Genomic DNA, 19,399 nt, shown 5'->3' on the forward strand with positions numbered 1-19,399 from the left:
TCAGCCCCGGCTGCGGAGCGCGTCGACCCGGTGGCCGGCGATCGCGCCCGTGCGCTCGTACTCGGCGAGCTGGGCGATGCGGCGCGCGTGGCGCTCCTCGCCCGAGAACGGCTCGGCGAGGAACAGGTCGATGAGGTGCGTCGCCTCCTCCAGCGTGTGCTGGCGGGCGCCGATCGCGCAGACGTTCGCGTCGTTGTGCTGGCGGGCGAGCAGCGCGGTCGACTCGTTCCAGATCAGCGCCGCACGGATCCCCGGCACCTCGTTCGCGGCGATCTGCTCGCCGTTGCCCGAGCCGCCGAAGACGACGCCGAGCGCATCCACCCCCGCCGTCTGGTCGTTGATCACGCCGACCGCGGCGTTGATGCAGAACGAGGGGTAGTCGTCGAGCGGCTCGTAGGAGGTGGGGCCGTGATCGACGACCTCGTGCCCCTGCGCCTCCAGATGCCCCTTCAGGTGCTTCGTGAAGTCGAGTCCGGCGTGGTCCGTGCCGAGGTGCACCCGCATGTCCCGAATCCTATGACCGGGCGTGCTGGGTGCACGGATCGGGCGACTCGGAGCGGAGCGCGGAGACCACGGGTAGTTTCGAACCGCACGCTGCGCGGCTCTCGACGGGCCGGTGCGGCGCGACGCGTACCGCGGTCCGTTCAGGACCGCGAAGCGTCCCAGCTGAGCCGCAGCGGCGGCGGCGCAGCCATGAGTACCGAAGGAGAAGCGCATGCCCGGAGAGAATCTGACCAGGGTCGAGGCCGAGGAGCGCGCGGCGCTCGTGCAGCCGTCCGCGTACGAGGTCGAGCTGGACCTCACGCGCGGCGCCGAGGTCTTCGGATCGACGACGACCGTCCGCTTCACCGGCACCCCCGGCGCCTCCACCTTCATCGACGCGATCACGCGGACCGTGCACTCGGTGACGCTGAACGGCACCGCGCTCGACCCGGCCGAGGTGAGCGACGGCGTGCGGATCCAGCTGCCGGACCTGCAGGCGGAGAACGAGCTCGTCGTCGTCGCGGACGGGATCTACACGAACACGGGCGAGGGCCTGCACCGCTTCGTCGACCCGGTCGACGACGAGGTCTACCTGTACACGCAGTTCGAGGTGCCGGACTCCCGCCGCATGTTCGCGGTGTTCGAGCAGCCCGACCTGAAGGCGACGTTCCGCTTCACGGTCACCGCGCCCGCGCGCTGGTCCGTCACCTCCAACCAGGCGACGCCGGAGCCCGTGCCCGCCGGCGACGACGTCGCGACCTGGGCCTTCGAGCCCACGCCGGTCATCTCCTCCTACATCACGGCGCTCATCGCGGGGCCCTACCGGTCGGTCACCGACTCGCTGACGAGCGCCGACGGCCGCACGATCGCGCTCGGCGCCTTCGCCCGCGCCTCGCTGTTCGACCACCTCGACGCGGACTACGTGTTCGAGAAGACGAAGCAGGGCTTCGAGTTCTACGAGCGGATCTTCGGCGTGCCGTACCCGTTCGACAAGTACGACCAGCTGTTCGTGCCCGAGTACAACGCGGGCGCCATGGAGAACGCGGGCGCGGTCACCTTCACGGAGACGTACGTGTTCCGCTCGAAGGTCACGGACGCGACCAAGGAGCGGCGGGTCGTCACGATCCTCCACGAGCTGGCCCACATGTGGTTCGGCGACCTGGTCACCATGAAGTGGTGGAACGACCTCTGGCTGAACGAGTCGTTCGCCGAGTTCATCTCGACCCTCGCCACCGCTGAGGCCACCGAGTGGGTCGAGGCCTGGACGACCTTCAACATCCTCGAGAAGAACTGGGCCTACACGCAGGACCAGCTGCCCTCGACGCACCCGATCGTCGCGGAGATCCGCGACCTCGACGACGTGCTCGTCAACTTCGACGGCATCACCTACGCCAAGGGCGCGTCCGTGCTGAAGCAGCTCGTCGCCTACGTCGGCCGCGAGCCCTTCCTGGCCGGCATCCACGAGTACTTCGTGAAGCACGGCCACGGCAACACCACGCTGAACGACCTGCTCGTCGAGCTGGAGGCGACCAGCGGCCGCGACCTCACCGCGTGGAGCGGCGCCTGGCTCGAGACCGCCGGCGTGAACACGCTGACGCCCGAGATCGAGACCGACGAGGGCGGCTTCATCACCGCCTTCACCGTCGCGCAGACCGCCGCGCCGGACCACCCGACCATCCGCCCGCACCGCCTCGCGATCGGCTTCTACGAGCTGCAGGGCGAGAAGCTGGTCCGCACCGAGCGCTTCGAGCTCGACGTCGACGGCGTCTCCACCGACGTGCCCGAGCTGGTCGGCAAGCGCCGTCCCGCGCTGGTGCTCGTGAACGACGACGACCTCGCCTACGCGAAGATCCGCCTCGACGAGGAGAGCCTCGAGACCGCGATCGACCACCTCGCCGCGATCGAGTCGCCGCTGGCGCGCTCCCTCGTGTGGAGCGCGGTCTGGGACGCGACCCGCGACGCGGAGGCGCGCCCGCGCGACTTCGTGCGCCTCGTGCTGAACAACGTCGGCAGCGAGACCGAGTCGACGACCATCCGCCAGGTGCTGCAGCAGGCGCTGCTCGTCGCCTCGAGCTACGTGGCGCCCGAGGTCCGCGACGAGACGCTGGCCGCGCTCGGCGACGGCCTGCAGCGCCTCGCGTTCGCGGCGGAGGGCGGCTCGGACGCGCAGTTCCAGTTCGTCCGCGCGCTCGCCTCCATCGCCCGCACGCCCGAGCAGCTCGACGCCGTGCGCGCGCTGCTGTCCGGCCGGACGCGCCTCGAGGGCCTCGACGTCGACACCGACCTGCGCTGGGAGCTGCTGATCGCGCTCGTCGCCGGCGGCCAGGCCGACGGCCCCGAGATCACCGCCACCCTCGCCGCGGACGACACGGCCACCGGCCGCGAGTCCGCCGCCCACGCCCGTGCGGCCCTGCCGACGGCCGAGGGCAAGGAGGCGGCCTGGGCGTCGCTCGTCGACTCCGCGGCGCTGCCCAACGCGACGGTGCGGTCGACCACGCTCGGCTTCCGCCGCGCGATCGACCTCGGCCTGCTCGAGCCCTACGTGCAGCGCTACTTCGGCACCGTCGAGCAGCTGTGGGCCGACCGCAGCTACGCGATCGCCGAGACGCTCGCGCGCGGGCTCTACCCGGCGCCGCTCGCCTCCCGCTCGCTGCTCGACGCGTCGCAGCAGTGGCTCGACGCCCACGCGGACGCGCCCGCCGCGCTGCGCCGCGTCGTGATCGAGAACGCCGCCGGCGTGCAGCGCGCACTCGCGGCGCAGGAGCGTGATGCGCGTGAGTGAGCTGCTGTTCCGCGCTCCGACGATCACGAGTCTCTGGGACCAGCTGTTCGCGGTCGACAACGGCGACTGGGGCAGCACCTGGTGGGGCAAGCTCGTCCAGATCCTGATCATCCTGCTGATCGCGATCGTGGTGCGGGCCGTCGCCCACACCGCGATCCGGATCCTCGTGAACCGGGTCGTGACGGGGGCGAAGAAGCGGCAGCGCATCGAGGACACCCAGGCCCTGCTCGCCTCCCCGGTGAGCGCGGCCCGGGTCGTGCAGCGGACCCGCACGCTCGGCACGGTGCTGAACAACGTGGTGTCCGTCGTCGTGGTGCTCATCGCGCTGATCTCGATCGTCACCGTGATCAACGCGCAGATCACGGGCGCGTTCTCCCTGATCACAGCCGCACTCGGCGCCGGTCTCGGCTTCGGTGCGCAGAACCTGGTGAAGGACGTGCTGACCGGGCTGTTCATGGTGGCCGACGACCAGCTCGGCGTCGGCGACATCGTCGACACCGACCTGGCGACGGGCATCGTGGAGGCGGTCGGCATCCGCGTCACGCAGATCCGCGACGTGAACGGCGTGCTCTGGTACGTCCGCAACGGCGAGCTGACCCGGGTCGGCAACCGCTCGCAGGGCTGGTCCCGCGCCATCGTCGACGTGACGATCCCGAACACCGCCGACGTGGAGCAGCTGCAGCACCGCCTCCTCGACGCCGCCAAGACCGCCGTCGGCTCCCCGGAGTGGCACGGCACGGTCACCGAGACGCCCGAGCTGTGGGGCCTCGAGTCCATCACCGGCGACGGCGTCGTGGTCCGGATCGTGGCACGCACGACCGCGAACCAGCGCGACGACGTCGCGTGGGCGATCCGCACGCACCTGCGGGAGGCGCTCGAGGACGCGGGGGTCGAGGAGATCCGGCTGTCCAGCGAGCGGCTCGCCGAGTTCGAGTACGCGGGGGCGCTGCGCGGCGTGCGGCCGCCGCGCACCGGCTCGACCCCGCTCCCCCGGCGCCGCAGCACCCGGGCCCGCACCCTGCCCGCCCCCGAGGCCACCCCCTCCGCGCCCGTGGCGACGCAGCGCCCGCGCACCGCGCACCGCGGCACCTCCGGTGCGTCGGGGGCCACCGGTGCGACCGGGCCGAAGGCGCCGGACGACGGGTCCGATGGCTGAGCAGCCCGGCAGCTTCTATCTGGCTGTGGGCGGCCGGCCCACGTTCGAGCGGCTGGTGCGCCGCTTCTACGCGGGCGTCGCGAACGACCCGCCGCTGCACGCGCTGTACCCGGAGGAGGACCTCGAGCCCGCGATCGAGCGGCTCACCGGCTTCCTCGAGCAGTACTGGGGCGGTCCGACCGCCTACAGCGACCAGCGCGGGCACCCGCGTCTGCGGATGCGGCACATGCCGTTCAAGGTCAACCCCGACCAGCGCGACCGGTGGCTGCGGCACATGCGCGACGCGGTCGACGAGCTCGACCTGCCTCCGCTCTACGAGGCGGAGCTCTGGGGCTACCTCGAGCGGGCCGCCCACGCGATGGTCAACACGTTCGAGGAGTGACCTCGAGAGCACTTCTCCTTCACAAGTCAGTGGAGGAGGGCGACGCGCAGCAGCAGGATGCCGACCGCGAAGGCCCCGACGCACGCGAGCACGACGCCGAGCAGGGCGATCAGGCCGACGAACCGGCCCGCGACGCGCAGGAGGCCGAGCGCTACCAGCGCGCCGAGCAGCGGGGTCAGCGCCGAGCGCTCCCCCGGCTGCGCGCGCACGTCCATCCCGCCACGCTAGCGGGTGCGAAAGCCCAGGTCCCGCCCCTCTTCGGGACGGTCAGGCGCTCTGGAGGGACCACCCGCGGCGCTTGACCAGCACGTGACCGCGTGCGGCCGACAGCCGCGTCCAGGGCCCGGTCTCGAACACCGGGATCTCCTCCTCCGGCTCGCCGAGGAAGCCGAGGCTGTGCGCGGCGAACGCGGCGCCGCCGGGCACGTGCTCGACCTCCGGGATCGGCCGGCCCCAGACCTCCGCGCGCACGCGGCGCACGATCGCCTCGCCGGCATCGGCGGGCAGCAGCTCGGCGACCTCGATGATCCCGGCCTTCGCGGCCGCCTCGAGGATCCCCGCGGTCGCGGTGTCCACCGGCTGCCAGCCCGCCCGCGGCGGCGCGACGCCGGCCCAGGTGACCGTCGCCACCTCGGCGGGGATGCCGATCAGCACCGTGCCGTCCTCCGGGTCCGGGTCCGCGGACTCGAGCCGCGCGACCAGGGAAGCGATCGGCACCACGGCGTCGAGCACCTGGTCGACCCGGATCCGCACGGTGCGCAGCCCGAGCACGGTCGGCGTCTCGTCGAGCAGCCCGCCCGGGTGCAGCACCGCGGTGTACACGGCGAGCACCCCGCCTCCGGCGATCAGCCGCACCGAGGCGCGGTCGATGCGGTCGGCGCGGCTCAGGTACGTGTGCAGATCCGCGAGCGCCGTGGCGTCGGGCAGCGTGAGGAAGCGGTCCATCGGGCTCACTAAACTACCGGCCGGACGCGAGGAGGGGATCCTGGAACCGCTACCCGCGATGCTCGCCGCCTTGAACCTGGTCGACACGGGCGCCCGCACGAACGAGGACATCTTCACCGGCGCGTCCCAGTGGAGCCCGCAGGGCCGCCTGTTCGGCGGCCAGGTGCTCGCCCAGTCGGTGGTCGCTGCGACGCGCACCGTGCAAGTGGAGCGCCCGATCCACTCCATGCACGGCTACTTCCTGCGGCCCGGTGCGCTCGAGGTGCCGATCACCTTCGCGGTCGACCGGATCCACGACGGCCGCTCCTTCTCCACGCGGCGCACGCAGGCGTACCAGCAGGGCCTGCCGATCCTGTCGATGATCGCGTCGTTCCAGACCGTCGACGAGGGCCTCGAGCACCAGAAGGCGATGCCGGAGGGGGTGCCGGACCCGGAGACGCTGGCGGACGAGCGCGAGCTGCTGTCGACCATCGACCACCCGGCGGCGCGGTTCTGGGCGAGCGGCCGGCCGTTCGAGATGCGGCACGTCGAGGGCCCCATCTACCTGCCCACCGGCGGCGAGCGCACGGCGAGCCAGGGCGTCTGGCTGCGCGCCCGCGGCCGGATGCCGGACGACCCCGCGCTGCACCGCGCGGCGCTCGCCTACGCGAGCGACTACACGATCCTCGAGCCGATCCTCCGCCGGCACGGCGTCGCGTGGGCGACGCCCGGACTCAAGGCGGCGAGTCTCGACCACGCCATGTGGTGGCACCGGCCCGCCCGGGTCGACGAGTGGCTGCTGTACGTGCAGGAGTCGCCGACCGCGGGCGGCGGGCGCGGGCTGTCGCACGGCCGGATCTACTCGCGGGACGGCGCGCTCGTCGCCTCCGTGGCCCAGGAGGGCATGACCCGCGTCCCCGGCGCCTCCTAACCCGGGGCTCCAGGAGGCGGCCGTCGCTAGCGGCGGGCGGTGAAGGCGACCGGGTCCCCGAGGTACGGCGACCAGGCGGCGCGCTCGGCCTCGGTGATGCGCCGCGGCTTCTGCGTCGCGGCATCGACGAGCACCAGCGTCGACGCGGCGCGCGTCGTCAGCACCCGGGGCTCGTCGCCCTGCGGGCTGTACACCTCGTAGTTCACGTCGAGGCTCGCACCGCCGAGCCGCGCGATCCACACCTCGCAGTCGAGGGGCGCCCGCCCGTACGGGATCGGCCGCAGGTACTCGACCTCCTGGTGCGCGATGAGGCTCAGCGTCGCAGCGCCCGGCCGGCCGTCGAGGACGGCCGGCCCCTGCTCCTCGCTCGAGTCCGCTGCGGCCCAGAACGCCTGGATCCGCACCTCCTCGAGCAGCCCGAGCATCGCCGCGTTGTTGACGTGCGCGTACGCGTCGATGTCGCTCCAGCGCAGCCGGATCGGGACGCTGATCCTCATCGCGGGCCCGCGCGGGTCAGGCGCGGGTGAGCTTGCGGTACACCCCGCGGCCGACGCCGACGGACTCGGGGCCGAGGCGCTCGGCCTTGTTCTCCTCGTAGGCCTGGAAGTTGCCCTCGAACCAGTACCAGCTGCCCGGCTGCTCCTGCGTGCCCTCGTAGGCGAGGATGTGCGTCGCGATGCGGTCGAGGAACCACCGGTCGTGCGTGATGACCACGGCGCAGCCGGGGAACTCGAGCAGCGCGTTCTCGAGGCTGGACAGGGTCTCGACGTCCAGGTCGTTCGTCGGCTCGTCGAGCAGCAGGAGGTTGCCGCCCTGCTTCAGCGTGAGCGCGAGGTTCAGCCGGTTGCGCTCACCGCCGGACAGCACACCCGCGCGCTTCTGCTGGTCCGGGCCCTTGAACCCGAAGGTGGAGACGTAGGCCCGCGAGGGCACCTCGGTCTTGCCGACCTGGATGTAGTCGAGCCCGTCGGAGACGACCTCGAACAGCGTCTTCTGCGGGTCGATGCCGCCGCGGGTCTGGTCGACGTAGGAGATGTCGACCGTGCTGCCGACCGTCAGGTCGCCGCCGTCGAGCGGCTCGAGGCCGACGATCGACTTGAACAGCGTGGTCTTGCCGACGCCGTTCGGGCCGATGACGCCGACGATGCCGTTGCGGGGCAGCGTGAACGACAGGCCGTCGATCAGCACGCGGCCGTCGAAGCCCTTCTGCAGCTTCTTCGCGTCGATGACCTGCGCGCCGAGGCGCGGGCCGACGGGGATCTGGATCTCCTCGAAGTCGAGCTTCCTCGTGCGCTCGGCCTCCGTGACCATCTCCTCGTAGCGGGCGAGGCGCGCCTTCGACTTCGCCTGGCGGCCCTTCGCGTTGGAGCGGACCCAGTCCAGCTCCTCGGAGAGGCGCTTCGCGAGCTTCGCGTCCTTCTTGCCCTGGACGTTCAGGCGCTCCTGCTTCTTCTCGAGGTAGGTCGAGTAGTTGCCCTCGTACGGGTAGAGGCGACCGCGGTCCACCTCCGCGATCCACTGCGCGACGTGGTCGAGGAAGTACCGGTCGTGGGTGACGGCGAGCACGGCGCCGGGGTACTTCGACAGGTGCTGCTCGAGCCAGAGCACGCTCTCGGCGTCGAGGTGGTTGGTGGGCTCGTCGAGCAGCAGCAGGTCGGGCTGCTGCAGCAGCAGCTTGCAGAGCGCGACGCGGCGCTTCTCGCCGCCGGAGAGGAACTCGACCTTCGCGTCGCCGGGCGGGGTGCGAAGCGCGTCCATCGCCTGCTCGAGCTGGCTGTCGAGGTCCCAGCCGTTCGCGGCGTCGATCTCGTCCTGCAGCTTCGCCATCTCGGTGCCGAGCGCGTCGTAGTCGGCGTCGGGGTCGGCGTACTCCTCGCCGATCGCGTTGAAGCGGGCGATCTTCGCGCGCAGCTCGGCGACGCCGTCCTGCACGTTCTCGAGGACCGTCTTCGACTCGTCGAGCTCCGGCTCCTGCATCAGGATGCCGACGGTGAAGCCGGGCGTGAGCTTCGCCTCGCCGTTCGACGGGGTGTCGAGCCCGGCCATGATCTTGAGGATCGTGGACTTGCCCGCGCCGTTCGGCCCGACGATGCCGATCTTGGCACCGGGGAAGAACGACATCGTCACGTCGTCGAGGATCAGCTTGTCGCCGTGCGCCTTGCGGGCACGGACCATCTGGTAGATGTACTCCGCCATGGGTCGATCCTAACTTTCGTGCGGGTCCGTTCCCACCGCGGAGGATCGCGGCGGGCGGTCAGAAGGGGGTCGCGTCCTCGGCGCCGAGCGGTGCGCCCCAGCCGCCGCCCGCGGGCTCGAGCGCGCGGGCCTCGTCAGCGGCGGGCCGGGACGCGGGCACCTGCTGAGCCGGCGGCTGCGGCGGGGGCGCCTGCTGCGCCGCGGGTTGGCCGTTGCGGGTGAACGCCGTGGTCCCGAAGGCGAGGTCGTGCCCCACCGCGGACGCCTTCACCTCCGCGGTGCGGGAGGTGCCGTGCGCCTCGGTCGTGAACTCCGCGATGCGGAGCACGCCCTGCACCACGGCCCGCTGCCCCTTGTGCAGCGAGGCGTGGACGTTCCGGCCGAGCTGGTTCCAGGCGCTGACGCGGAACCAGCTGGTGGGGCCGTCGACCCAGCCGTCCCCCTCCGGGTTCCGCCGCCGCTCGTTCGTCGCCAGCCGGAACGTGACGACGTCCGCGCCGTTCGGCGTCGTCCGCAGCTCCGGCTCCGTCCCGAGCGTGCCGATCAGGGTCACCATGTTGTCCGCCATGCGCGGCGCCTCCTCATCGCATCCGTGTGGGTGCGCGGTCCCGGCGGCCCGTGCCGTGGACGTGGCCGGGACCGCGCGGAAGCGATCGTGGGGCAGCGCGCACCCGACGGGCGGCCGCATCGCGCCCAGGAGGCGGGATCCGCCCTGGGGAGGAGCGGATCCCCTACTTCAGCAGGCCTCGAGGGTCGTCGCTGTAGCCGGTCGTGGTGCCGCCCTGCGAGTCGTACATCACGCTGTAGCCGTCGGCCGGGTCCCAGCCGTAGACCACGTACTCGGTGGTGCTGCCGGTGCCCCGCGCGTCGGGGATCACGTCGATGCGCACGCGGTCGTACCCGAAGAACCCCTCGCTCTTCAGCACGACGCCCGACTCGTCGATCCCCCGGCTGCCGTCGTGGTCCTCGACCCAGCCGCCCGCGTTGCCCGCCGTGATCGACACGTCGCCGCGGAGGATGCGGTGCCGGTACGCGACCGTGTGGGCGAGCACCCGCTGGTGCGCGTAGGCGGCGCTGAACGCCGTCACCTTCTTCAGGTACGTCGTCATGCTGGAGTCGCGGACGAGGTCCAGCGACACCGTCTTCGTGCGGAGGTAGGCGGTGCGCCAGTATCCGAGCCGCGCGCTGAACACGACCGTGTCCGACCGCTTCCCCGGCTTGATCATCCGCACCGTGTAGGTCGCAGGCACCCGATGCCCGAAGCGGGTCACCGAGGCTGCGCCCGAGACGGGCGCGATGCTGAGCCGGTAGTCGGCGCGGTTGTAGGTCACGTGGTCGCCGCGGGTCAGCGGATCGCGGTCCGCCGCCTCCGCCGGCGCGGCGAGCACCGTGCTCGCCAGCACCGCGGCGGTCGCGACGGTGATCAGGGTCCTGCGCATGACGGCTCCTTCGACATCGGTCCGAACCCGATGGACGGGACCGTAGCGCCGAAGGAGCCGTCGCGACAGGGGACGGGCCCCTACGCCGCCTTCACGTACTGCGCGTAGGAGCGGCGCACCTTGTTGACCTTGGGCAGCGCGACCGCGAGGCAGTAGCCCTGGTTCGGGTTCTTCGCGAAGAAGTCCTGGTGGTAGTCCTCGGCCTCGTACCAGGTGCCGAGCGGCGCGAGCTGCGTCACGATGCGGCCGTCCCAGATGTCACCGGCGCGCTCGATCGCGGTCTCGAACCGCTGCTTCTGCTCGTCGTCCGTGTAGAACATGGCCGAGCGGTACTGGGTGCCGACGTCGTTGCCCTGCCGGTTCAGCTGCCGCGGGTCGTGCAGCGTGAAGAACACGTCGAGGATGACGTCGCGCGGGATGACGTCCGGGTCGAAGGTGACCGCGACCGCCTCCGCGTGGCCGGTCATCCCCGTGCAGACGGCCTCGTAGCTCGGGTTCTTGAACGAGCCGCCGGTGTAGCCGGAGACGACGTCGGAGACGCCCTCCAGCGAGCGGTACACCGCGTCGAGACACCAGAAGCAGCCGCCGGCGAGCACGTAGGTCTCCATGACCATCCCTTCGAAGAAGTGCGTTCCTGACAACCAGCCGGGACCTGGTGGCATTCCACCGCGCCTCCCCTGCCCGTCGTCCCCCTTTGCTACCGTGCGCCGCATGTGGGATGACCTCGTCGCCTGGTTCCAGTCGCCCGGCGGAGCGCGGGTGCTGCAGACCGCGATCATCCCGGCGCTCGCGATACTCGTCGCCGGCGTGCTGGCGGCGCTGATCGCCCGAGCCGCCATGCGCGCCGTGATCCGCCGCTCCGAGCGCGTGGAGGCGACTTCCGCAGTCGCCGCCCTCGTCGCGGCGGCGCGCGCCGCCGCCGACACGGACGCGGACCGCGGTGTCCGCCGCCGTGCCGCACGACTGCGATCCGAGGCCGACGTGCGCACCCGCCTCCTGCCGCTGGCCGGCGCCGAGGTCGCGGCCGACTGGGCGGCGTCCCGCATCGACCAGGTGCAGCGGCACGCGGGGCAGCGGCCGGTCGCCGCTGAGCTCGACGAGCTGCGGGACCGGCTCGTCGACTGGGTCGGCCGCCCCGGCCGGGCGAAGCGCATCTTCGCCGCCCCTGCGCCTGCGCCTGCGCCGCAGTCCGCCCCTGCACCCGCCGCGGAACGACCCGCTGCGCCCTCGTCGCAGGAGGAGCGGAAGACGGAGGCCCCCGAGCCGACGGCCGCACCTGCGGCGGCCGCCCCGCTGCAGGACCGCTTCGCCCGCCCTGCGGTCGCGCCCGATGCGGACCGCGCCCCGCGGGAGCCGGAGGCGGAGCCCGCCGTCCTGACCGCGCCTCCCGTCGCCGGCGACGCTCCCGGCCGGCCCGCACCGGCGGTCGCCGTCGCAGCGGGCGAGGTGCCCGCCTGGCAGCGCACGCGAGCGGGCGAGCGCCTGCAGCAGGAGCACGGGCGGACCCGCGCCCCCGAGGCGTCCGCGGAGGCGGACGACGCACCCGCTGCAGCACCGGTGCCCGACGGCACCGCGCCCGTCCAGGTCGCGCACGCGTACCGTGCCCCGGAGGGGCTGGCCGACTCCGACGAGGCCGCCCGACTCGAGGCCCATCAGCAGGCTCGGCACGCCCGTCCTGAGCGGACGCCCGCTCCGGACTCCGCGCCCGCGGTCCCCGCCGCGGCCTCCCCCGCTGCGCAGGCACCTGCCGTGCAGCCGTCCGCCGCGCAGCCGTCCGCAGCGCAGGCACCAGCCCCCGCCGCGCAGGCGCCCACCGCCTCGCCCGCCCAGGCGCCGGCGCCCGCCAACCCGGTGCCGGCCTGGCTCGACGTGTACGACGACGAGGCGCAGGTGACCCAGAACCTCGACCTGAAGACGCCTCCCCCGGTGTCGGCCGCGTCGGTGCGCGGTCGCGGCACGCCGGGCGAGGACCTGGTCCCCCGCTCCTGACCCGCCGCGGATCTCGGTCCGCCCCGCGCGCGTCCGGGCGCACCGCGCGGCCCGGAGGTGTCGAGACCGGCGCGGAACCCGAGCGCCGTACACTCGTCCACCGGTCGCACCGGCCCCGATAGCTCAATGGATAGAGCAACGGCCTTCTAATCCGTAGGTTGCAGGTTCGAGTCCTGCTCGGGGCGCGAATCACCTGATCGGGCGGCAATCGCAGCGCTGCCGGCGCCCGACCGCCGCTGTGCCGCCGACGTCCGGACGGGTCAGTTCAGCGCCGGTGTGTCCGTCGGGATCACGCCGCCGCTGTAGAGGTCGCCCGCGAGATCGCGCAGGGCGCGAAGCGCGACCCGCTGGGTGAGCGGACCGTACGAGATCCGAGCGACGCCCAGCGCCTCGTACTCCGCGGCCGGCAGCGCGCCGGGGAGCCCGATCACGGACAGGTTCCCCCGCCCGAGGCCGGCGACGAGCTGCTCGACGGCACCGCGTTCGACGGCTCCCGGTACGAAGACCAGTGCCGCACCCTCGCTGAGGAACGCCTTTCCGCGCTCGATGGCGTCGGCGATGCTCTCCTGGGCGGGCCGACCGCCGCCGCGCACGATCGCATCGGTCCGGGCGTTCAGCTGGAAGGCCACGCCCTCACGCTCCGCCGCCTGCACGATCGCGCGCACCCGGGCCACCGATTCCGCGACCGGCCGGAGGCGGTCCTCCACGTTCGCACCGACGATGCCGAGCCCGATCGCCCGTCGGACCGTCTCGGCCGGATCGTCGTAGCCGTCGTCGAGGTCCGCGGTGACCGGCAGGTCGACGGCGTCAACCACTGCCTTGGCACCGGCGAGCGCGACGTCCAGCGGCATCCCGCCGTCGGGGTAGCCGTGGCTCGCCGCGATCGAGTGGCCGGCGGTGGCGATCGCCGACGTGCCCTCGACGGCCGCGACGGTCTTGGCGCTGATCGCGTCCCACACGTTGACGACCTGCAGGATCTCGGGCGCCTGATGCAGGGCGCGGAGCGCGAGGGCGCGGTCGGCGGTGGACGAAGAAGGCGAGCTCATGACGCCATCGTGACATCGCAGGTCGGGGTCCGGCTCGGAGCGATCGATCCGCCTCGGCGCTCGGACGGCGGTTGTGCCGCGTCGAGGTGCGCGACAGGCTGCCGGTCGTGTCCTTCTTCTCCTCCGTCGATCCGCAGCCGCCGGAACCGGACGAGGAGCGGGAGACGTACCGCCGACCGCCGGCCGTCCACGGCCCCTGGCCCGACGAGGTCGGCCGGCCGGTCGCCGCGTCCTTCGTGCTCGCCCGGTCCGGGACGGCCGCGGTCGCCGTGCAGGCGATCCGCGCCTACAGCACGGGCTGCCTCTTCGAGATCGCCTGGGTGGTCCGCCGCACGGACGAGTTCGCCGCCCGCTGGCGGCGGCTGCACGAGATCGCCTTCCGCCACGTCCCTGCGGGCAGCGCCGACGGCGACGCGCTCCTGCTCGGCGTGGCCCTCAGCGACGGCACCACCGCCCGCACCAACGACCGCTTCGACCGGCGCGACCCGGGCTCGGGACCGCGGCTCGTCAACCCGGGCGGCAGCGGCACCAGCGGCGGCACGGAGCGGATCCACGGGACCGCCGAGCACTGGCTGCTGCCGCTCCCGCCTGCACCGACCATGGAGCTGGTCTGCTCCTGGCCGGTCTTCGGGATCGAGGAGTCGAGGCGGACGATCGACACGACCGCGCTGCGCGAGGCGGCGTCGCACGCGCAGTGGATGTGGCCGGAGGACGCGGATCTGCCCGGTCCGGAGGACGAGTAGGTCGTCGGAGATCAGTGCCCGAGGCCGTTGACGGCGTACGAGGCGATCGACGTGGCCACCCAGAGCCACAGCGGTGACAGCGATCCGCGCACGCGCCGGTGCACCACGACCGCTCGCCCGATGACGTACACCGGGTCGAAGAGCTCCCACGCCGGATGCAGCGGCTGGATGATCCCGCGCTCCCGCAGGATGCGGCGGTCCGCGACGGCCAGCAGCACGGACACCACCAGGAGCACGAGCGACACGGTGACCGAGAAGCCCGAGGGGCCGGGCGCCGTCGAGGTCACGTCGCGGGGCACGGCACCGAAGGGCGACGGGATCGCATCGAGCAGTGCGCTCACGAGCGGCAGGCAGGCGATCGCCCACATCGGCCCGGTGTTCGTGTCGACGCCCTGCAGCTCGGGCTGCTGCGGCCGGCGCCGGACGGCCGCCGCAGCGTCGGAGTCGGTCACGATCCTGGGACTCCTCGCATCGGTGCACGGCTCGCGGGCCGCGGTCGCCGCACGCTACTGCGAAGTGGGAGCGGTCGGGGCAGCGCGCTCCGTGTCCGTGTGCCGAGGACCGCCGCGCGATCAGTCCCGGTCCGACGCCTCCCGTCCGCCGGCCTCGTTGCGCAGCCGCCCCTGCCTCGCGGTCGGCGCCTCGCCGAGCAGGTTCGCGGAGCCGCGCAGGACGAGTCGTGTGGCGGCCTCGGACGCGGGTCCCGGGCGCCGCAGCCCGAGCATCCCGCGAGCCCAGTCCGGCAGCGTCGCGACGGAGCCCGCGACGATCGCGGGGTACGCCGGCCGGATGAGCGCCGGCAGCGGCGGACGTCGGATGACCTCGAGCGCCTCCCGCACCCGGTCGTCGACGCGGAGCACGCCCGACGCCCGGAACGCGTCGATCCGCCGCTCCAGCTGGCGCACGTCGCGGGGCGGGTCGTCCACGCCCATCAGCTCGCCGGCGACGGCCCACTGCGCGACGTAGGCGTCGGGGCCGCCCGGGATCGGCGTCCGCCCGTACCGCTGGTAGGCGCGGAGGAACGAGTCCATGAACGCGATGTGCACCCACGACGCCAGATCGGCGTCGTCCGCGGCGTAGGCGACCCGGGCCCCGTCGGCGCCCTCGTAGGAGCCGCGGACCCGCTCGTGCAGGTGCTGCACCATCCGGGACGCCGCTCGGGCCTGCTCGGTCGTGCCGTAGGTGACGGTCGTGATCCAGCGGATCGTGCCCTGCAGCCGGCCGATCGGATCCTCGCGGTAGCGGGAGAACTCGTGCACCCCGGCCATCGGCCCCGGATGCAGCGCCTGCATCAGCAGCGCTCTCGGCCCCGCGACGAGCGTCGTCGCGTCGCGATGCACCTCCCACGCCGCGCTGCCGACGGGGAAGAAGCCGGGGCCGCTGCCCTCGCCGAGCCGCCGCACCCACGCCGGCTCGCCCGACGGGTCACCGGAGAGCACCTCGAAGAGACGGGAGCGGAACGGACGCGCTGCGGTCACATCACGATCGTCGCGCACGCGTCGTGCCGGGCGGGGCCGCACCGGTCGCCGGTCAGCCGACGGGGTCGCGGCGCCGCCGGGCGTCAGAGCACGGTCGTCGTCGTGCGCTCCAGGCTCGCGATGACGTCGACCGCGTGCTGGACCCCGCGCTCCGTGCGCATCGCCGCTGCGACCTCCTCGGCCCGAGCCGTGCGCGCCAGCGCGTCGGTGATCGCCGGCACCAGGGTGCCGACGCGCAGCCGGCGCGGCGGCAGCGGTGCGGCCGCGATCCCGAGCCGACCGAGGCGGGCGGCCCAGAACGGCTGGTCCGCGGTGAACGGCACGACGACGGAGGGCACGCCGGCGCGCGCGACCGCGTGCGTCGTGCCCGCCCCGCCGTGGTGCAGCACGACGGCCGCACCCGCGAGCAGCGGGCCGAGCGGGGCCGAGCGCAGCGCGAGCACGTCCGGGCCCCGCAGCCCCTCCGGCAGCACCATGCCTCCCCACCCCGTCAGCAGCACCGCCCGCAGCTCGTGCGCCCGCGCCGCTGCGACGACCGCCTCCGCCCGAGCCGCGGCGTCGCCGGCGACCATCGACCCGAACGTCGCGACGAGGTGGGGACCGCGCCGGAGGAACGCGGTCACCTCGGGCGCGAGGGCCTCGCTCGCCGCGTCGTCGAACCAGGCGCCCGTGAGGTGCACCCGCTCCGGCCAGTCCGCGGGGCGCGGCAGCAGCTGCGGGCTCACCGCCATCAGGACGGCGCGCGACGAGGAGCGCGCAGCGGGCGCGATCCCACCCGGCAGCAGCGCCGCGGCCGGTGCCGCCTCGGGCTGCAGCAGGTGCGCGGCGGCCCTCGGCACGGCGTACGTCCACCGGTTCGCGCGTCCCAGGTCCCGGGTCGCGGTCGGCCCGCCGGCCGCCGGGAACGCGGCGGTGGGCGTGGCGACCGGCGTCAGCTCGACGAGCACGCGCGGGACGCCCAGGCCGTCCGCCGCCATCGGCGCGCTCAGGACGAGCGGGTGGTGCACCACCACGTCCGGTGCGTACCCGACCGTCTCGCGCACGCTCGCGGCGAAGAGGCGGCGGAGGGCGGGACGCACCTCGCGCAGGGCGCGCGCCAGCGCCCACGGCGGCGCCGACGGCTCCGGCACGAGCCCCTGGAAGCGCAGGTCGAGACCCACGGCGTCGATCCCCGTCAGATCGACGCCGGAGTCGTCGGGCACCCCGAGGCGGACCTCGTGACCGGCGGCGACGGCACGGCGCGCCAAGGCGGCGAACGGCTCGACGTCGCCCCTGGTCCCGGCCGTCAGCAGCATCATCCGCACCCCCGCAGTCTGTGGCCCGACCTCGAAGGACCGCCTGGGACCCTCGACCGGCTCGTCCACCGGGATCGCAGGCCGCAGGCTGAGAATGACCGGACCGGGCGACACCGGCGAACCCCCGAAGGAGCACGGCCATGACCGACCACGGGACCGTGCTCGGGGCGATCGCATCGCCCGTGCCCCACGCGTCGTGCCGATCGCGGTGACGACCTCGACGGCGTCGATCGCGCCGTTGACGCGGCTCGTGCGGCTGGTCCACATCTCCCGGCCGGTGCTCTGGATCAACACGATCGGCACCGGTCTGGTCGGCATCTGGCTGACCGGCCGGCTCTTCGACCTGCAGGCGCTGCCGGTGATCCTCTGGCTGACGCTGCCCTTCAACCTCCTGATCTACGGCGTGAACGACATCTACGACCAGGAGACCGACGCGCTGAACCCGCGCAAGGGCTCCATCGAGGGCGCGCGCATCGAACCGCGGGAGGTGCGGACGATCGCCTGGGCGGTGGCGGCCACCAACCTGCCGTTCCTCGTCTACTTCCTCACCGCGCTGCCGCCCGCCGCGGTCGCCGCGATGCTGCTCTACGCGGGCGTGTTCGTCTTCTACTCGGCGCCGCCGCTGCGCTTCAAGACCCGGCCGTTCCTCGACTCGTTGAGCAACGCCGCCTACGCGCTCCCCCTCCTGTTCGTGCCGCTCGCGCTGGGCGCGGCGCCGCTGTGGCCCGCGCTGGCGGGGCTGCTCGCGTGGAGCGTCGCCAAGCACGCGTTCGACGCGGTGCAGGACGTGGAGGAGGACCGCGAGGCGGGCATCGAGACGACGGCAGTGCGCCTCGGGCCGCGCGGCACCGCGCTGTGGAGCGGCGCGTGGTGGCTCGTGTCGACGGTGCTCTTCGCGATCGTCAGCCTGCCCGTGGCGGTCGTGAACCTGGTGATCGCGGGGGTGCTCGTCGGGCGGCTGCTGCGCCGGCCGACGCCCGCGACCGGGCACCGGCTCTATCCCCTGTCGGTCGCCTTCCCCTACATCGCGGGCTCCGTCGCCGGTGCGCCGCTGACCTTCGGGATCGTCATGGGGCTGTACCCGTGAGGGGCGTCGCGTCGGTCGCCGGAGGTCGCCGGTGAGCCGCGTCGTCGTCGTCGGCGGCGGGCTCGGCGGGCTCGCGGCGTCCGCGCTGCTCGCGCAGGCCGGGCACCGCGTCGTCCTGCTCGAGTCCGCGGCGGTGCTGGGCGGCAAGAGCCGGCGGCTGCAGCTCGACGGGGAGCGGATCGACAGCGGACCGTCGCTCGTCACCTTCCCCGCGGTGTGGGACGAGCTGCTGCGCCGGCTGGACGCCGGGGGGCGCCCGATCGCCGACGCCGGCGCGCTCGACCTGATCCGGCTGCCCGAGGTCAGCCGCTACTACTACGAGGGCGAGCAGGTCTCCCTCCCCGTGCCCGAGGACCACCCCTGGTACCCGGCCTGGCGCCGCTTCAGCGACGAGCACGCACCGCTCGCGGACGACGTGACCGCGCTGCTGCTCGCCGACCCGCTGTCCCGCTCGGCGCTGCCGGCCGTCCGCCGCCTGCTCCGCACCTACGGCAGCCGCCTGACGACCCGCGCCTACCTCGACTCGCTGGACTGGCTGCCCGACGGCCTGCGCGAGATCCTCGCGATCCACACGCTGAACGCGGGGGTGGCCCCCGAGCGCACGCCGGCGCTGTACGCGAGCATGCCGGCGATCATGGCGGCGACCGGCGCCTGGGTCCCCCGCGGCGGCGTGTACGAGATCGTGCTCGCGCTGCAGCGGCTCGCGGAGGCGGCGGGCGTCGAGGTGCGCACCGGCGAGGAGGTCACGGGCGTCGAGCGCGGCCGCGTCCGGACCACGACCGGCGAGCACACCGCCGACCTGGTCGTCAGCGCGCTCGACGCCGACCGCCTGGACGGCCTGCTCGGCCGCGCCGCGCCGCGCAGGCCGCGCACCCTCTCGTGCTCCGCGATCGCGATCCACGGCGTGCTGCACCGGGACCTGCCCGCCGAGGTCGCGTCGCACAGCGTCGTGCTGCCGCGCCGGCCCGCGGCGCTGCACCGCAGCCTCGCGGCGGGCGACGAGCCGGCGGACACCATGGCGTTCGTCACGACGTACCGCGCGGGCGAGGTCTACCCGAACGGCCGGAGCACGCTCGCCGTGCTGCTGACCGGGCCCGCGAACGACGAGGCGTACACGCTCGAGCACCCGTTCGTGCGCCGCGAGGTCGAGCGCATCTCGAGCGCGCTGGGTCTCGCGGCGCCGCTGACCGACGGCCTCGCCGAGTCGGTCGTGCTCGACCCGCAGTACTACGGCGCGTTCGGCGAACCGCACGGCGCCCTGTACGGCGCGGCGCGGCCGCCGTGGATGAGCGGCCCCTTCCACCGGCCGGCCTACTCGGACCGACGACGCCCGTGGCTCTGGCGGGTCGGTGCGTCCGTGCACCCCGGCGGCATCCCCGCCGTGCTCGGCGGCGCGATGATCGCCACGACCCGGCTGCTCGCGAAGCACCCGGGCTGACCCGCGACCGCAGGGGGCCCCGCATCGCTG

20 protein-coding genes and 1 tRNA gene are annotated in these 19,399 nt (G+C 73.6%); 9 read left to right on the top strand and 12 right to left on the bottom strand.

Annotation, left to right across the window (positions count from 1 at the left end):
* Entirely contained in the window at positions 1-504 is a 504-nt protein-coding gene (locus ABEA53_RS08265; protein WP_345480618.1) for a ribose-5-phosphate isomerase, read from the bottom strand.
* 211 nt (positions 505-715) lie between these two features.
* Here ABEA53_RS08265 and pepN point away from each other — a divergent pair, with 211 nt between their 5' ends.
* From pepN to ABEA53_RS08280, 3 genes are read left to right on the top strand one after another with little or no spacing between them, the layout of a single operon-like run.
* Positions 716-3,265 (top strand): aminopeptidase N, encoded by a 2,550-nt coding sequence (gene pepN / locus ABEA53_RS08270; RefSeq protein ID WP_345480619.1) that lies wholly within the window; start codon positions 716-718, stop codon positions 3,263-3,265.
* Positions 3,258-4,421: a mechanosensitive ion channel family protein gene (locus ABEA53_RS08275; RefSeq protein ID WP_345480620.1), complete on the top strand. Its 1,164-nt coding sequence runs from the start codon at positions 3,258-3,260 to the stop codon at positions 4,419-4,421. Before pepN ends, ABEA53_RS08275 begins: the two co-directional genes overlap by 8 nt.
* Positions 4,414-4,803, top strand: coding sequence for a globin (locus ABEA53_RS08280; protein ID WP_345480621.1), 390 nt, complete (start codon positions 4,414-4,416; stop codon positions 4,801-4,803). Before ABEA53_RS08275 ends, ABEA53_RS08280 begins: the two co-directional genes overlap by 8 nt.
* A gap of 26 nt (positions 4,804-4,829) precedes the next feature.
* Here ABEA53_RS08280 and ABEA53_RS08285 read toward each other — a convergent pair whose 3' ends face one another.
* Together ABEA53_RS08285 and ABEA53_RS08290 are read right to left on the bottom strand one after the other, a co-directional pair.
* Positions 4,830-5,018 carry a hypothetical protein gene (locus tag ABEA53_RS08285; protein WP_345480622.1) on the bottom strand — a complete coding sequence of 63 codons (189 nt, stop codon included), beginning with the start codon at positions 5,016-5,018 and terminating at the stop codon, positions 4,830-4,832.
* 52 nt (positions 5,019-5,070) lie between these two features.
* Positions 5,071-5,748: a DUF8185 domain-containing protein gene (locus ABEA53_RS08290; RefSeq protein WP_345480623.1), complete on the bottom strand. Its 678-nt coding sequence runs from the start codon at positions 5,746-5,748 to the stop codon at positions 5,071-5,073.
* A 58-nt stretch (positions 5,749-5,806) separates the two neighbouring features.
* On the opposite strand from ABEA53_RS08290, the gene ABEA53_RS08295 reads away from it, so the two are divergent.
* Entirely contained in the window at positions 5,807-6,658 is an 852-nt protein-coding gene (locus tag ABEA53_RS08295) for an acyl-CoA thioesterase (RefSeq protein ID WP_345480624.1), read from the top strand.
* A 26-nt stretch (positions 6,659-6,684) separates the two neighbouring features.
* Here ABEA53_RS08295 and ABEA53_RS08300 read toward each other — a convergent pair whose 3' ends face one another.
* The 5 genes from ABEA53_RS08300 to msrA all read right to left on the bottom strand — a co-directional run bounded on the left by ABEA53_RS08300 (position 6,685) and on the right by msrA (position 10,901).
* Positions 6,685-7,155, bottom strand: coding sequence for an acyl-CoA thioesterase (locus tag ABEA53_RS08300; RefSeq protein WP_345480625.1), 471 nt, complete (start codon positions 7,153-7,155; stop codon positions 6,685-6,687).
* Between the two features lie 16 nt (positions 7,156-7,171).
* Positions 7,172-8,854, bottom strand: a complete 1,683-nt coding sequence (gene ettA, locus ABEA53_RS08305) for an energy-dependent translational throttle protein EttA (protein WP_345480627.1) — start codon at positions 8,852-8,854, stop codon at positions 7,172-7,174.
* Between the two features lie 58 nt (positions 8,855-8,912).
* Positions 8,913-9,422: a single-stranded DNA-binding protein gene (locus tag ABEA53_RS08310; protein ID WP_345480628.1), complete on the bottom strand. Its 510-nt coding sequence runs from the start codon at positions 9,420-9,422 to the stop codon at positions 8,913-8,915.
* Between the two features lie 163 nt (positions 9,423-9,585).
* Positions 9,586-10,293 carry a hypothetical protein gene (locus tag ABEA53_RS08315; RefSeq protein ID WP_345480629.1) on the bottom strand — a complete coding sequence of 236 codons (708 nt, stop codon included), beginning with the start codon at positions 10,291-10,293 and terminating at the stop codon, positions 9,586-9,588.
* An 80-nt stretch (positions 10,294-10,373) separates the two neighbouring features.
* On the bottom strand, positions 10,374-10,901 hold the full coding sequence (msrA, locus tag ABEA53_RS08320; protein ID WP_345480630.1) for a peptide-methionine (S)-S-oxide reductase MsrA: 528 nt from the start codon (positions 10,899-10,901) through the stop codon (positions 10,374-10,376).
* 103 nt (positions 10,902-11,004) lie between these two features.
* Between msrA and ABEA53_RS08325 the strand changes: the two genes are divergently transcribed.
* Positions 11,005-12,282 (top strand): hypothetical protein, encoded by a 1,278-nt coding sequence (locus ABEA53_RS08325; protein WP_345480631.1) that lies wholly within the window; start codon positions 11,005-11,007, stop codon positions 12,280-12,282.
* A 112-nt stretch (positions 12,283-12,394) separates the two neighbouring features.
* Positions 12,395-12,467: transfer RNA gene (locus ABEA53_RS08330), tRNA-Arg, on the top strand.
* 75 nt (positions 12,468-12,542) lie between these two features.
* Here the strand turns inward: ABEA53_RS08330 and ABEA53_RS08335 are convergent.
* Positions 12,543-13,328, bottom strand: coding sequence for an isocitrate lyase/PEP mutase family protein (locus ABEA53_RS08335; RefSeq protein ID WP_345480632.1), 786 nt, complete (start codon positions 13,326-13,328; stop codon positions 12,543-12,545).
* Positions 13,329-13,435: 107 nt separating this feature from the next.
* On the opposite strand from ABEA53_RS08335, the gene ABEA53_RS08340 reads away from it, so the two are divergent.
* A complete protein-coding gene (locus ABEA53_RS08340; RefSeq protein ID WP_345480633.1) occupies positions 13,436-14,071 on the top strand; it encodes a hypothetical protein in 636 nt (211 codons plus the stop codon).
* An 11-nt stretch (positions 14,072-14,082) separates the two neighbouring features.
* Here ABEA53_RS08340 and ABEA53_RS08345 read toward each other — a convergent pair whose 3' ends face one another.
* From ABEA53_RS08345 to ABEA53_RS08355, 3 genes are all read right to left on the bottom strand, one after another.
* Positions 14,083-14,523: a hypothetical protein gene (locus ABEA53_RS08345; RefSeq protein ID WP_345480634.1), complete on the bottom strand. Its 441-nt coding sequence runs from the start codon at positions 14,521-14,523 to the stop codon at positions 14,083-14,085.
* A gap of 120 nt (positions 14,524-14,643) precedes the next feature.
* A complete protein-coding gene (locus tag ABEA53_RS08350; protein ID WP_345480635.1) occupies positions 14,644-15,549 on the bottom strand; it encodes an oxygenase MpaB family protein in 906 nt (301 codons plus the stop codon).
* Between the two features lie 83 nt (positions 15,550-15,632).
* The gene (locus ABEA53_RS08355) at positions 15,633-16,847 is read right to left on the bottom strand and encodes a glycosyltransferase (protein ID WP_345480866.1); all 1,215 of its coding nucleotides are present in this window, start codon (positions 16,845-16,847) and stop codon (positions 15,633-15,635) included.
* Positions 16,848-17,052: 205 nt separating this feature from the next.
* Between ABEA53_RS08355 and ABEA53_RS08360 the strand changes: the two genes are divergently transcribed.
* Both ABEA53_RS08360 and ABEA53_RS08365 read left to right on the top strand, forming a co-directional pair.
* Complete coding sequence (locus ABEA53_RS08360) at positions 17,053-17,931, top strand: UbiA family prenyltransferase (RefSeq protein WP_345480637.1); 879 nt, start codon at positions 17,053-17,055, stop codon at positions 17,929-17,931.
* Between the two features lie 31 nt (positions 17,932-17,962).
* A complete protein-coding gene (locus ABEA53_RS08365) occupies positions 17,963-19,369 on the top strand; it encodes a phytoene desaturase family protein (RefSeq protein WP_345480638.1) in 1,407 nt (468 codons plus the stop codon).
* Positions 19,370-19,399: the final 30 nt, after the last annotated feature.

Origin of the sequence: Amnibacterium soli, from assembly GCF_039544415.1 — a bacterium.
Taxonomy (GTDB): Bacteria; Actinomycetota; Actinomycetes; order Actinomycetales; family Microbacteriaceae; genus Amnibacterium; species Amnibacterium soli.

Bases quoted from the DNA above. Each gene is read 5' to 3' on its own strand.
- ABEA53_RS08265 (WP_345480618.1), bottom strand. From the start codon at position 504: ATGCGGGTGCACCTCGGCACGGACCACGCCGGACTCGACTTCACGAAG.
- ABEA53_RS08280 (WP_345480621.1), top strand. From the start codon at position 4,414: ATGGCTGAGCAGCCCGGCAGCTTCTATCTGGCTGTGGGCGGCCGGCCC.
- ettA (WP_345480627.1), bottom strand. From the start codon at position 8,854: ATGGCGGAGTACATCTACCAGATGGTCCGTGCCCGCAAGGCGCACGGC.
- msrA (WP_345480630.1), bottom strand. From the start codon at position 10,901: ATGGAGACCTACGTGCTCGCCGGCGGCTGCTTCTGGTGTCTCGACGCG.
- ABEA53_RS08355 (WP_345480866.1), bottom strand. From the start codon at position 16,847: ATGATGCTGCTGACGGCCGGGACCAGGGGCGACGTCGAGCCGTTCGCC.
- ABEA53_RS08290 (WP_345480623.1), bottom strand. From the start codon at position 5,748: ATGGACCGCTTCCTCACGCTGCCCGACGCCACGGCGCTCGCGGATCTG.
- ABEA53_RS08315 (WP_345480629.1), bottom strand. From the start codon at position 10,293: ATGCGCAGGACCCTGATCACCGTCGCGACCGCCGCGGTGCTGGCGAGC.
- ABEA53_RS08335 (WP_345480632.1), bottom strand. From the start codon at position 13,328: ATGAGCTCGCCTTCTTCGTCCACCGCCGACCGCGCCCTCGCGCTCCGC.
- ABEA53_RS08300 (WP_345480625.1), bottom strand. From the start codon at position 7,155: ATGAGGATCAGCGTCCCGATCCGGCTGCGCTGGAGCGACATCGACGCG.
- ABEA53_RS08285 (WP_345480622.1), bottom strand. From the start codon at position 5,018: ATGGACGTGCGCGCGCAGCCGGGGGAGCGCTCGGCGCTGACCCCGCTG.
- ABEA53_RS08310 (WP_345480628.1), bottom strand. From the start codon at position 9,422: ATGGCGGACAACATGGTGACCCTGATCGGCACGCTCGGGACGGAGCCG.
- ABEA53_RS08325 (WP_345480631.1), top strand. From the start codon at position 11,005: ATGTGGGATGACCTCGTCGCCTGGTTCCAGTCGCCCGGCGGAGCGCGG.
- ABEA53_RS08295 (WP_345480624.1), top strand. From the start codon at position 5,807: ATGCTCGCCGCCTTGAACCTGGTCGACACGGGCGCCCGCACGAACGAG.
- pepN (WP_345480619.1), top strand. From the start codon at position 716: ATGCCCGGAGAGAATCTGACCAGGGTCGAGGCCGAGGAGCGCGCGGCG.